This window comes from Huaxiibacter chinensis (assembly GCF_022171985.1).
GTDB lineage: Bacteria > Pseudomonadota > Gammaproteobacteria > Enterobacterales > Enterobacteriaceae > Enterobacter > Enterobacter chinensis_A.
Genome location: NZ_JAJVHF010000009.1, coordinates 111,800 through 125,167, shown reverse-complemented (window position 1 = coordinate 125,167; position 13,368 = coordinate 111,800). Strand labels below are relative to the sequence as shown.

General features: G+C 53.9%; 9 protein-coding genes. 6 read left to right on the top strand and 3 right to left on the bottom strand.

All coding sequences use genetic code 11. The features are described 5' to 3' along the window. Nucleotides 1–39: 39 nt before the first annotated feature. From LZP96_RS18315 to yhgN, 3 genes are all read right to left on the bottom strand, one after another. The gene (locus LZP96_RS18315) at nt 40–720 is read right to left on the bottom strand and encodes a site-specific integrase family protein (protein WP_064327771.1); all 681 of its coding nucleotides are present in this window, start codon (nt 718–720) and stop codon (nt 40–42) included. A 170-nt stretch (nt 721–890) separates the two neighbouring features. After that, nucleotides 891–1,364, bottom strand: a complete 474-nt coding sequence (locus LZP96_RS18310) for a hypothetical protein (RefSeq protein WP_064327770.1) — start codon at nt 1,362–1,364, stop codon at nt 891–893. Between the two features lie 385 nt (nt 1,365–1,749). After that, nucleotides 1,750–2,343, bottom strand: a complete 594-nt coding sequence (gene yhgN, locus LZP96_RS18305; protein ID WP_003861574.1) for an NAAT family transporter YhgN — start codon at nt 2,341–2,343, stop codon at nt 1,750–1,752. Between the two features lie 178 nt (nt 2,344–2,521). Here yhgN and asd point away from each other — a divergent pair, with 178 nt between their 5' ends. The 6 genes from asd (at nt 2,522) to glgP (ending at nt 13,243) form a co-directional block, all read left to right on the top strand. Next, complete coding sequence (gene asd, locus LZP96_RS18300; RefSeq protein ID WP_064327768.1) at nt 2,522–3,625, top strand: aspartate-semialdehyde dehydrogenase; 1,104 nt, start codon at nt 2,522–2,524, stop codon at nt 3,623–3,625. Nucleotides 3,626–3,874: 249 nt separating this feature from the next. Then, the gene (gene glgB / locus LZP96_RS18295; protein ID WP_064327767.1) at nt 3,875–6,064 is read left to right on the top strand and encodes a 1,4-alpha-glucan branching enzyme; all 2,190 of its coding nucleotides are present in this window, start codon (nt 3,875–3,877) and stop codon (nt 6,062–6,064) included. Further along, a complete protein-coding gene (gene glgX / locus LZP96_RS18290) occupies nt 6,061–8,055 on the top strand; it encodes a glycogen debranching protein GlgX (protein WP_064327766.1) in 1,995 nt (664 codons plus the stop codon). Before glgB ends, glgX begins: the two co-directional genes overlap by 4 nt. Next, the gene (gene glgC / locus LZP96_RS18285) at nt 8,048–9,343 is read left to right on the top strand and encodes a glucose-1-phosphate adenylyltransferase (protein ID WP_064327765.1); all 1,296 of its coding nucleotides are present in this window, start codon (nt 8,048–8,050) and stop codon (nt 9,341–9,343) included. The genes glgX and glgC overlap by 8 nt, the downstream gene beginning before the upstream one ends. Next, a complete protein-coding gene (gene glgA / locus LZP96_RS18280; protein WP_064327764.1) occupies nt 9,343–10,776 on the top strand; it encodes a glycogen synthase GlgA in 1,434 nt (477 codons plus the stop codon). The genes glgC and glgA overlap by 1 nt, the downstream gene beginning before the upstream one ends. Before the next feature lie 19 nt (nt 10,777–10,795). After that, nucleotides 10,796–13,243 (top strand): glycogen phosphorylase, encoded by a 2,448-nt coding sequence (glgP, locus tag LZP96_RS18275; protein WP_064327763.1) that lies wholly within the window; start codon nt 10,796–10,798, stop codon nt 13,241–13,243. The last annotated feature ends 125 nt before the right edge of the window (nt 13,244–13,368 follow it).

The window sequence follows — 13,368 nt, the reverse complement described above, 5'->3', positions numbered from 1 at the left end:
AGCAACATCCGGATTAAAGAATTCTTGTTGAGTGGTTTTTTACAATATAGAGAGTTCTTCAAACGAGAGATAACGCTCGCCGACATAAGATTCTTTTTCTGAAACCTCAAGCACTGGTATAGCTGAAACCGGATTAAAAGGAATATCAAACATAATGTTTGGCTTATCAAGCAATGGCGACTTATCACATTTAACACCCCAGGCAAAAAGTGTATGCATGTAAGTGCGTACCTGATTAACCCATGCTCGTTTTTGAGTGCGCTGATAAACGAAGTTGAGGACTGCGCGAATATCATTTGTAGTAATTTTTTTAGCGATAGTGGATTCGGGCAACAGGGCACTTGCTGTAATCGTCGATCGCAGAGATTCGAAATGATGATAAGTTCGTTTACCCGACGCGATAAAATCTGCTTTATGGGCATCAAACAGATCCGCCAGTGTGCCACTTCTTGTTGAGACTTTGATAACGTCGGGACATGAAGAAAGGCTTTCGAATTTCTCCAGAGCACTGCTGATAGACATAGAGGGATACTCGCCCAGCGTCTGAAATTTTGCAGTTTTACCCACAAAATGACGGTAGACGAACGTTTTACGACCTGACGGATAGACGCGCACACCAACACGCCCGGTTCCCCGTTCGCCGCTTGCATGATACGCAATGTAAGCGGCGGCTTTTGGTGTCAGATTTTCAAGCGCTTTCGTAGTAAAGTTGATTTGCATTATTCATTTCCTTTGCATTATGAGTGATTTTTTATTCACGGTTCAAGTTCAAAAACTGGTTCAAAAAAACTGTTTCTTAAACTATAGCGTAGTGACTAAAAGTTACTCATGCAATGCAACAAAACGTAATTAAATCAACGTGTTCTAAATTAGATTATCCCACTCTTTGTTCAATTATTTTGAACTCCTTTCCTGTGGGAGAGGGTTGGGGTGAGGGCATTAGTCCGCAGCCAGCGCGGTGCTTTCAGCGTGCCGCTGTAAAACCCAACCAAATCCTGCAGCAAATCTCCCGCGATCCTCTCGTCACGCGCCGACAACGTGCGGCTCAGCAGCAACTGCGTTACCAGCTGGCAGTATCGCCCAAGCCCATCGCTTTCCGGCTCGAAGACCGGCACGTCCAGCGGCAGTTCATCCACCGTCAGGCTTTCTTTTAAATGGTCAGGTACAGGGTCCATCAGCGTTGGCTGGAGCAGGGCAAGGCAGGCCGAGAGCCGACCACACAGCGCCAGCTTGTGTACCGGATCGTCGCATTCGATCAGCACCTCCACGAACCGCTCGCAGTTATCGGCCAGTTCGGTGAAGTTGGTGGTGTGATCGAGCGGGGTGGTGAATAAAGCGTGTGAAAAGCCAGGGGAAGTAGTCATATGACCTTCTCCAAAGAGTTGTTTTATCCACCACTGGAGAGGCTAATCTCGCTGGTGGCGGAACCGAGCAGGGTTAGCCTTACCGGCCTCTTCGGATACCGGCGCGTCTTGCGACGCCCCCGCTCGGCCCACCCTTGGAGTGTAGCGAAGCGCGCGACACAAAAATACTTGTGTCACCGAAGAAGTTAGGCAGGAGGCTAATCCCGACGCCTGATTTTGCAGGCGCCGCAAGAAGATTCTGCTTTGCCGATTGGGTGGCAAGAGAGGCTCTGGAAGGCGGCTCGCAAAATGAAGGATTATTTTTGAGGAGTGCGGCCTGATGCCCTCACCCCGGCCCTCTCCCACGGGAGAGGGAGAAAACCTTACGCTGCCATATTGCGTTTATCTAGCCCTTCATCCACGCCCGTATCCCGTCCAGGAACATCTGCGTCGCCATCATCACCAGGATCAACCCCATCAGGCGTTCCAGCGCGTTTACCCCTTTCTCACCCAGCAGACGCAGGAACAGCGACGATTGCAGCAAAATGATAAACGTCCCGCCCCAGGCGATGAGCAGGGCGATAACCAGATGGCTCATCTGATTGGGATACTGATGTGACAGCAGCATCAGCGTCGCAAGGATTGTCGGACCCGCAACGAGCGGAATAGCCAACGGTACGATAAACGGCTCTTCGCCTGCCGGCAGGCCGCTGCTGCTGCCTTCGGCGCTCGGAAAAATCATCTTAATGGCAATCAGGAAGAGGATAATCCCGCCCGATATGGAGACCGTTTCGGCGCGCAAATTCAGGAACGCGAGGATCTTTTCCCCGGCAAAAAGAAAGATAAACATTACCAGCAGGGCGATGAGCAGCTCGCGGATCATAATCGCCCGGCGGCGCTTGGGTTCGGTGTGTTTGAGCACCGACATGAAGATGGGCAGGTTCCCCAGTGGATCCATAATAAGGATCAATAAAACCGCCGCGGAAATGATTTCACTCATTGTTAATTATCCCTGAATCTTTGTATGTTTATTTTCATGATTAGCTGCTTTTCTGATTGCCGCGCGATCATCGATTAATTTCGCTTGCGACTTTGGCAGCATTTTGTAATGTGAAGCATATCTCAAGTGAATACTGGTTTGCACAAACAGCACACACCCTTTGCAGGAAATAAATGCTATGAAAAACGTTGGTTTTATCGGCTGGCGCGGTATGGTCGGCTCTGTACTCATGCAACGCATGGTTGAAGAGCGCGATTTTGACGCTATCCGCCCGGTCTTCTTCTCCACTTCTCAGCTCGGCCAGGCGGCGCCTTCATTTGGTGGCAACACCGGTACGTTGCAGGACGCTTTCGATCTGGATGCGCTGAAGGCACTCGACATTATTGTCACCTGCCAGGGCGGCGATTATACCAACGAAATATATCCAAAGCTGCGTGAAAGCGGCTGGCAGGGCTACTGGATTGACGCGGCGTCTTCACTGCGCATGAAAGACGATGCCATCATCATTCTCGACCCGGTTAACCAGGACGTGATCACCCATGGCCTGAACAACGGCGTGAAAACCTTTGTCGGCGGTAACTGCACCGTCAGCCTGATGCTGATGTCTCTGGGCGGCCTGTTTGCACAGGACCTGGTGGAGTGGGTTTCCGTGGCAACTTACCAGGCCGCGTCCGGCGGCGGTGCGCGTCATATGCGCGAGCTGCTGGCACAGATGGGCCAGTTGCACCACAGCGTTGCGACCGAGCTGGCCAACCCGGCTTCCGCTATTCTCGATATCGAGCGTAAAGTCACCGAGTTGACCCGCAGCGGCGAACTGCCGGTGGATAATTTTGGTGTCCCGCTGGCCGGTGGCCTGATCCCGTGGATCGACAAACAGCTGGATAACGGTCAGACCCGCGAAGAGTGGAAAGGTCAGGCTGAGACCAACAAAATACTCAACACCGCGAATGCCATTCCGGTTGACGGTCTGTGCGTACGTATCGGCGCGCTGCGCTGCCACAGCCAGGCCTTCACCATTAAACTGAAAAAAGATGTGTCTATTCCGACCGTGGAAGAGCTGCTGGCTGCACACAACCCGTGGGCGAAAGTGGTGCCAAACGATCGGGATATCACCATGCGCGAACTGACCCCGGCTGCCGTCACCGGCACGCTGACGACCCCGGTTGGTCGCCTGCGTAAATTAAATATGGGGCCCGAATATCTGTCGGCGTTTACCGTCGGCGATCAGCTACTTTGGGGCGCGGCCGAGCCGCTACGCCGCATGCTCCGCCAGCTGGCCTAAAATATCTGAAACAAAGAGGGGGTGAATTTCACCCCCTTTTTACGCGTATAACATGGAGTAAAACGCATATGTCTTATTTTTTATCAGGAGTCATTTAGAGCGTTGGCTATGCTTTAAGGAAGAATTACTTCTTACCTGAGGGTAGGACGGAGCAGAGAGGATGCACATTGTGCTGCACCGTTCAGGTCACATTAAAAGTCGCACCGGAGCGCTTAAATAGGGCGACATAAAAAAAACAGGATGAATACCATGTCCGATCGAGTAGATAGAGACGTGATAAATGCGCTAATTGCAGGTCACTTTGCCGACCCCTTTTCTGTACTGGGCATGCACCGTACAGAGAGCGGACTGGAAGTCCGCGCACTGCTGCCTGATGCCACGGAAGTATGGGTGATTGAACCTAAAACCGGGCGTAAGGTGGGCAAACTGGAATGCCTCGACTCACGAGGATTCTTTTCCGGGGTCATCCCCCGCCGTAAAAATGTGTTCCGTTATCAGCTTGCTGTTAACTGGCATGGTCATGAAAATCTGATCGACGATCCTTATAGCTTTGGGCCGCTTATCCAGGAGATGGATGCCTGGCTGCTGTCTGAAGGGACCCATCTTCGCCCCTACGAAACCCTGGGCGCCCATGCTGATACCATGGATGGCGTCACCGGCACACGCTTCTCCGTATGGGCCCCAAACGCTCAGCGTGTCTCCGTCGTCGGGCAGTTCAACTACTGGGACGGCCGCCGTCATCCAATGCGTCTGCGCCGTGAGTCAGGTATCTGGGAGCTGTTTATCCCCGGTGCACACAACGGGCAGTTATATAAATATGAAATGATCGACGCAAACGGCAACCTGCGCGTGAAGGCCGACCCTTACGCTTTTGAAGCGCAAATGCGTCCTGACACGGCTTCGCTGATCTGCGGCTTGCCGGAAAAAATCGAGCAGAGCGAGGAGCGTAAACAGGCGAATAACTTCGATGCGCCCATCTCAATCTATGAGGTGCACTTAGGCTCCTGGCGTCGTCATACGGACAACAACTTCTGGCTCAGCTATCGCGAACTGGCGGACCAGCTGGTGCCATACGCGAAATGGATGGGCTTTACCCATCTCGAACTGCTGCCGATCAATGAGCACCCCTTTGATGGCAGCTGGGGATATCAGCCTACGGGGCTGTACGCGCCGACGCGCCGCTTCGGCACGCGCGATGATTTCCGCTATTTCATCCAGGCCGCCCATGCCGCCGGGTTAAGCGTCATCCTTGACTGGGTGCCGGGCCATTTCCCGTCAGACGACTTTGCGCTGTCCGAGTTTGACGGCACCGATCTCTATGAGCACAGCGATCCGCGCGAAGGGTATCATCAGGACTGGAATACCCTGATTTATAACTATGGTCGACGTGAAGTGACCAACTATCTGGTGGGTAACGCGCTTTACTGGGTAGAGCGTTTCGGCATCGACGCGCTGCGCGTGGATGCGGTGGCGTCGATGATTTATCGCGACTACAGCCGAAAAGAGGGGGAGTGGATCCCAAACGAGTTCGGCGGTCGTGAAAACCTCGAGGCCATTGAGTTTCTGCGAACCACCAACCGCGTGCTGGGCGAGCAGGTGCCCGGTGCGGTCACCATGGCGGAAGAGTCGACCGATTTCCCTGGCGTATCACGGCCTCCGTCAATGGGCGGGCTGGGTTTCTGGTACAAGTGGAATCTGGGCTGGATGCACGACACGCTGGACTATTTCAAGCTGGATCCCATCTACCGCCAGTACCACCACGACAAATTGACCTTCGGAATGCTCTACAACAGCACCGAAAACTTTGTTCTGCCGCTCTCTCACGATGAAGTCGTGCACGGTAAAAAATCCATCCTTGACCGCATGCCAGGCGATGCATGGCAACGATTCGCCAACCTGCGCGCCTATTACGGCTGGATGTTCGCCTTCCCGGGTAAAAAACTGATGTTTATGGGCAATGAATTTGCCCAGGGCCGCGAGTGGAACCATGACACCAGTCTCGACTGGCATTTACTGGAAGGCGGCGATAACTGGCACCACGGCGTGCAGCGGCTGGTGCGCGATCTGAACCTGACCTATCGTCAGCATAAGGCGCTGCACGAGATGGATTTTGACTCCTACGGGTTCGAATGGCTGGTCGTCGACGACCATGAACGTTCGGTGTTTGTATTTGTGCGTCGTGACAAAGCGGGTAACGAGATCATCGTCGCCAGCAATTTTACCCCTATCCCGCGCGAGCATTATCGTTTCGGGATCAACCAGCCCGGCAGATGGCGTGAAATCCTGAATACCGACTCCAGCCATTACCACGGCAGTAACGCGGGTAACGGCGGCCTCGTCCAAAGCGATGCCCAGGATAGCCATGGCCGGCCAAACTCCCTGAGCGTGACATTACCGCCGCTGGCGACCGTCTGGTTTGTTCGGGAGGGTGACGAATGAAAATTATCGCGGGTAATCCAGCCCTGCTTGGCGCCCATTTCGATGGTAAAGGCGTGAATTTCACCCTTTTTTCTGCCGATGCAGAGCGCGTCGATCTTTGCGTATTTGACAGTAAAGGCAACGAGCAGCGCTATGAGCTGCCAGCCCGCAGCGGCGATCGCTGGCATGGCTATCTGGAGGGGGCAAAGCCAGGGCTGCGTTATGGATATCGCGTCTATGGTCCCTGGGAGCCTGAAAAGGGGCTGCGTTTTAATCCCGCGAAGCTGCTGATCGATCCCTGCGCGCTGCGCGTGGAGGGAGAGGTCAGAGACGATCCCCTGCTTCAGGATGGCGAGCATGAACCCGATCCCCGCGATAGTGCAGGTGTCGCACCGCGCAGCGTCGTCGTCAGCGATACCTACGACTGGGAGGACGATGCCCCGCCCGCCATCCCGTGGGGCAATACCGTTATTTACGAAGCTCACGTCAAAGGGCTGACATACCTTCATCCCGCTATCCCTGAAGGGATTCGTGGGACCTATAAAGCGCTTGGTCATCCGGTGATGATCGCCTATTTAAAACAGCTTGGCATTACCACGCTTGAGCTCCTTCCCGTGGCACATTTTGCCTCGGAGCCTCGTCTGCTGCGGCTGGGGTTAACCAACTATTGGGGCTATAACCCGCTGGCGATATTTGCCCTCGACCCGCGCTACGCCTCGCATCCGGATAAAGCCCGGGACGAATTTCGTGATGCGGTAAAAGCACTCCACCAGGCCGGCATCGAGGTCATTCTGGATATCGTGCTGAACCACAGTGCTGAGCTGGAGGTTGAAGGGCCCACGCTTTCACAGCGCGGAATTGATAACCGTAGCTATTATTGGATCAGGGAAGATGGTGATTACCACAACTGGACCGGTTGCGGTAACACGCTCAACCTCAGCCATCCTGAGGTGATGAACTACGCATATGAGTGCCTGAAATACTGGGTCGAAACCTACCACGTGGACGGTTTCCGCTTTGATTTAGCGTCGGTTATGGGGCGTACGCCAGAATTCAGCCCGCAGGCTCCGCTCTTTGAAGCCATTAAAAATTGCCCGGTGCTTTCGCGCGTCAAGTTGATCGCTGAGCCCTGGGATATTGGTGAAGGCGGTTATCAGGTGGGGAATTTTCCCCCGCTGTTTGCGGAGTGGAATGACCATTTTCGCGATGCGGTGCGACGCTTCTGGCTGGAAAAGAACCTCTCACTCGGCGAATTCGCCGGGCGGGTTGCGGCTTCCAGCGATGTTTTCAGGCACGACGGCAGATTGCCGTCGGCGAGCGTCAATCTGGTGACGGCACATGATGGTTTTACCCTTCGCGACTGCGTTTGTTTCAATCAGAAACACAATGAGGCAAACGGTGAAGAAAATCGCGATGGGACTAACAATAACCATAGCTTTAACCATGGTATAGAAGGGCTAGGCGGCAGTCAGGACATTATCGAACGCCGCCGGGCCAGCGTACACGCGTTGCTGTCCACGTTATTGCTTTCGCAAGGGACACCGATGTTACTGGCAGGGGATGAACACGGTCATAGCCAGCACGGTAACAACAATGCGTATTGCCAGGACAACGCGTTGACCTGGCTTGACTGGCGTGAAGCGAACAACGGCTTGATTCATTTCACCGCCGCATTGATTCATCTCCGCCAGCAAATCCCGGCGCTCACCGCGAATCAGTGGTGGGAAGAGGGTGACGGCAACGTACTCTGGCTGAATGACCGCGCGCAGCCTCTGAGCGCGCAAGAGTGGCAACAGGGTATACCACGTCTGCAAATCCTGCTTTCGGGCAGATGGCTTATCACGTTTAACGCGACGGATAACGTCGCTGAGATTGTTTTACCTGACGGGGAATGGCGTGCCATTTCTCCCTTTGCCGGAGCGGATAATCCGGTAGTAATGGCTGTCTGGCATGGACCTGCGCACGGAGTGTGCGTGTTCCAGGATGATAAAAAAGGAGTTAGTCATGGTTAGATTAGAGAAGAACGATCCCTTAATGTTGGCACGCCAGCTACCATTAAAAACGGTTGCCCTGATTCTTGCGGGCGGACGTGGTACCCGACTGAAAGATTTGACCATCAAGCGCGCCAAACCGGCCGTTCACTTTGGTGGTAAGTTTCGCATCATCGATTTTGCGCTGTCCAACTGCCTGAATTCGGGTATTCGTCGTATTGGCGTGATCACCCAATACCAGTCGCACACGCTGGTACAGCACATACAGCGCGGCTGGTCATTTTTCAGCGAAGAGATGAATGAATTTGTCGATCTGCTTCCTGCCCAGCAGCGCGTTCACGGTGAAAACTGGTATCGCGGAACGGCGGATGCGGTAACACAGAACCTGGACATCATTCGCCGGTATAACGCGGAATACATCGTGATCCTCGCGGGCGATCATATCTACAAGCAAGACTACTCCCACATGCTTATCGACCATGTCGAAAAAGGGGCGCGTTGTACCGTGGCGTGCCTGCCGGTGCCGGTCGCCGAGGCAACCGCGTTTGGCGTAATGCACGTGGACAGCGACGATAAAATCATCGATTTCGTGGAGAAACCCGCCGTCCCGCCGACGATGCCTGATGATGACACCAAAGCGCTCGCCAGCATGGGGATCTATATCTTCGATGCGGATTACCTGTTCGAACTGCTGGAAGAAGATGACAAGGATGAAAACTCCAGCCACGACTTCGGCAAAGACATCATTCCAAAAATTACGACCACGGGCGAGGCGTATGCTCACCCCTTCACCTTGTCCTGCGTGCAGTCGGACAAGGATGCTGAACCTTACTGGCGTGACGTCGGTACGCTTGAAGCCTACTGGAAGGCGAACCTGGATCTGGCTTCTGTCACCCCTGAACTGGATATGTATGACCAAAACTGGCCGATTCGCACGCATATGGAATCGTTACCGCCCGCGAAGTTCGTCCAGGATCGCTCTGGCAGCCATGGGATGACGCTGAACTCGCTGGTCTCGGGCGGCTGCATTATTTCTGGATCGGTGGTCGTGCAGTCCGTCCTCTTCCCGCGGGTGAGGGTCAATTCGTTCTGTAATATTGATTCATCGGTGCTGCTTCCCGATGTGTGGGTAGGGCGTTCATGCCGTTTACGCCGCTGCGTCATTGACCGCGCGTGCGTGATTCCGGAAGGCATGGTGATTGGGGAGAACGCGGAAGAAGATGCCCGCCGTTTCTACCGTTCTGAGGAAGGCATCGTGCTGGTGACGCGTGAAATGCTGCGTAAACTGCAGGTCAAACAGGAGCGATAATGCAGGTTTTACATGTATGTTCAGAGATGTTCCCGCTGCTGAAAACGGGCGGGTTGGCGGATGTACTTGGCGCATTACCGGCGGCGCAAATCGCTGAAGGTATTGATACCCGCGTGCTGTTACCTGCTTTTCCGGATATTCGTCGTGGCATACCTGATGCACAGGTCGTCACCCGCCGGGATACCTTTGCAGGACGCATCACGCTGCTGTTTGGTCATTACAATGGGGTGGGTATCTACCTCATTGACGCACCGCATTTGTATGACCGCCCAGGGAGCCCTTACCACGATACGAATTTATTTGCCTATACCGATAACGTGCACCGCTTTGCGCTGCTCGGCTGGGTGGGCGCAGAAATGGCGACCGGGTTAGATCCTTTCTGGCGTCCGGAAGTGGTGCATGCGCATGACTGGCACGCCGGGCTTGCGCCTGCTTATCTTGCTGCGCGTGGCCATCCGGCAAAGTCGGTCTTTACCGTACACAACCTGGCTTACCAGGGAATGTATTATGCCCATCACATGAATGAAATCGATCTGCCATGGTCGTTCTATAACATGCACGGGCTGGAGTTCAACGGGCAGATCTCCTTCCTGAAGGCCGGGCTGTATTATGCCGATCATATTACGGCGGTCAGCCCAACCTATGCCCGCGAAATCACCGAGCCTGAGTTTGGGTACGGGATGGAAGGGCTGCTGCGTCAGCGCCAGCGCGAAGGGCGGTTGTCGGGCATTTTAAACGGTGTGGATGAGAAAATCTGGAATCCGGAAACGGACCTCCTGCTGGCCTCGCGCTATAACCGCGATTCGGTAGAAGATAAAGCAGAGAACAAACGGCAGCTGCAGATTGCGATGGGGCTGAAGGTCAACGACAAGGTGCCGCTGTTTGCGGTGGTCAGCCGCCTGACCAGCCAGAAAGGGCTGGATCTGGTGCTGGAAGCGTTGCCGGGTTTACTGGAGCAGGGTGGACAACTGGCGCTTCTGGGTGCAGGCGATCCGGTTCTTCAGGAAGGTTTCCTTGCGGCGGCGGCGGAACATCCCGGTCAGGTTGGGGTGCAGATTGGTTATCACGAAGCCTTCTCACACCGCATTATGGGCGGCGCGGACGTCATTCTGGTCCCGAGTCGCTTTGAACCGTGCGGTTTGACGCAGTTGTATGGTCTGAAATATGGCACGCTGCCACTGGTGCGTCGTACTGGCGGGCTGGCGGATACGGTGTCCGATTCCTCCCTTGAAAATCTGGCCGACGGTGTGGCGACAGGGTTTTCCTTTGAGGACAGCAATGCCTGGTCGCTGTTAAGGGCGATTCGGCGCGCATTTGTGTTGTGGTCGCGTCCCTCTTTATGGCGTTTCGTGCAACGTCAGGCGATGGCGATGGATTTTAGCTGGCACGTTGCGGCGCAGTCATACCGCGATCTTTATCAACGCTTGAGGTAGTAAGGCGGAGTCACTGAATATGAATGCACCTTTTAGTTATGCATCCCCAACGCTCAGCGTAGAGGCGTTAAAACATTCGATAGCGTATAAGCTGATGTTCACCATCGGGAAGGACCCGGTGATTGCTAATAAACACGAGTGGCTTAACGCCACTTTGTTTGCCGTACGTGACCGTCTGGTCGAGCGCTGGCTGCGTTCGAATCGCGCTCAACTTTCGCAGGAAACCCGACAGGTATACTACCTGTCGATGGAGTTTTTGATTGGCCGTACCCTTTCCAACGCGCTGTTGTCGCTCGGTATTTATGACGATGTTAAAAACGCACTGGAAGAGATGGGGTTAGATTTAGAAGAGCTGATTGACGAAGAGAATGACCCCGGTTTAGGCAACGGCGGCCTTGGTCGTCTGGCGGCCTGCTTCCTGGATTCGCTGGCGACGCTGGCGCTGCCAGGGCGCGGGTATGGCATTCGCTACGATTACGGTATGTTTAAACAGAACATCGTCGACGGGCGGCAGAAAGAGTCCCCTGACTACTGGCTGGAGTACGGCAACCCGTGGGAATTCAAACGCCATAACACGCGTTACAAGGTGCGGTTTGGCGGACGCGTTCAGCTGGAAGGGAAGAAAAGCCGCTGGCTCGAAACCGAAGAGATCCTGGCCGTGGCATACGATCAGATTATCCCCGGTTACGACACCGATGCGACCAATACGCTGCGCCTGTGGAATGCCCAGGCCAGTAGCGAAATCAACCTGGGTAAATTTAACCAGGGCGATTATTTTGCGGCGGTCGAAGATAAAAACCACTCTGAAAACGTGTCGCGTGTCCTTTATCCCGATGACTCGACCTATTCAGGGCGTGAGTTACGTTTGCGCCAGGAGTATTTCCTGGTCTCTGCCACCATCCAGGATATTCTCAACCGCCACTACCAGCTGCATAAAACCTACAGCAATCTGGCAGAGAAAACGGCTATCCACCTGAACGACACCCATCCGGTGCTGTCGATTCCGGAGCTGATGCGCCTGCTGATAGACGAGCACAAATTTAGCTGGGATGAAGCCTTCGAGGTTACCTGTCAGGTCTTCTCCTATACTAACCACACGCTGATGAGCGAAGCGCTGGAAACCTGGCCGGTCGATATGCTCGGCAAGATCCTGCCGCGTCATTTGCAGATTATCTTTGAAATTAACGACTTCTTCCTGAAAACCTTGCAGGAACAATATCCGCAGGACACCGGGCTGCTCAGTCGTACGTCGATTATTGACGAGTCGAACGGCCGACGCGTGCGCATGGCGTGGCTGGCGGTGGTGATTAGTCATAAAGTGAATGGCGTATCCGAACTGCACTCCAACCTGATGGTTCAGTCCCTGTTTGCGGACTTCGCGAAAATCTTCCCGATGCGTTTTTGTAACGTGACTAACGGCGTCACCCCGCGCCGCTGGCTGGCGCTGGCTAATCAGCCGTTAGCAGAAGTGCTGGATGAAAATATCGGCCGTACGTGGCGTACCGATTTGAGCCAGTTGAGTGAACTGCAACAACATGCTGATTTCCCGCGGGTCAACAAAGCGGTGCGTGATGCCAAGCTGCTGAATAAAAAACGGTTAGCGGTATATATGGCGCAGCATCTGAACGTTGTCGCTAACCCGAAAGCGCTGTTCGACGTACAAATCAAACGCATACACGAGTACAAACGTCAGTTGATGAACGTGCTGCATGTTATTACGCGTTATAACCGCATCAAAGCCGACCCTACGGCGGATTGGGTGCCGCGGGTAAATATTTTTGCCGGTAAGGCGGCTTCTGCCTATTACATGGCGAAGCACATTATTCACCTCATCAATGATGTCGCGAAGGTGATCAACAACGATCCGCAGATTGGCGACAAGCTGAAGATTGTTTTTATCCCGAACTACAGCGTCAGCCTGGCGCAGCTGATTATACCGGCGGCGGATCTGTCCGAACAGATTTCGCTGGCGGGAACCGAAGCGTCCGGGACCAGTAATATGAAGTTTGCCCTTAACGGCGCGCTGACCATCGGCACGCTGGATGGCGCGAACGTCGAGATGCTGGAGCACGTTGGAGCCGATAACATCTTTATCTTTGGCAATACGGCGGAAGAGGTGGAAGAGCTGCGTAAGCAGGGCTACAAACCCCGTGATTACTACGAGAAGGATGAAGAGCTGCGTGAGGTGCTGACGCAAATTGCCACCGGCTTATTCAATCCTGACGAGCCTGGCCGCTATCGTGACCTGGTCGATTCGCTGATTAACTTTGGCGATCACTATCAGGTACTGGCTGATTATCGTAGCTACGTAGATTGCCAGGAGAAGGTGGACGAACTGTATCGTCATCAGGAAGAGTGGGCGACCAAAGCGATGCACAACATCGCTAATATGGGTTACTTCTCGTCTGACCGTACTATTAAAGAGTACGCCGACAAAATCTGGCATATCGACCCCGTGCGCTTATAAAAGCAAAAAAGCAATGAGGTAAAAGCAAAAAGGCAACGAGGTAAAAGCAAAAAGGCAACGTAAGTTGCCTTTTTTAATGTCTGCACCCTCTCCCTGTGGGAGAGGGCTGGGGTGAGGGCATCAGA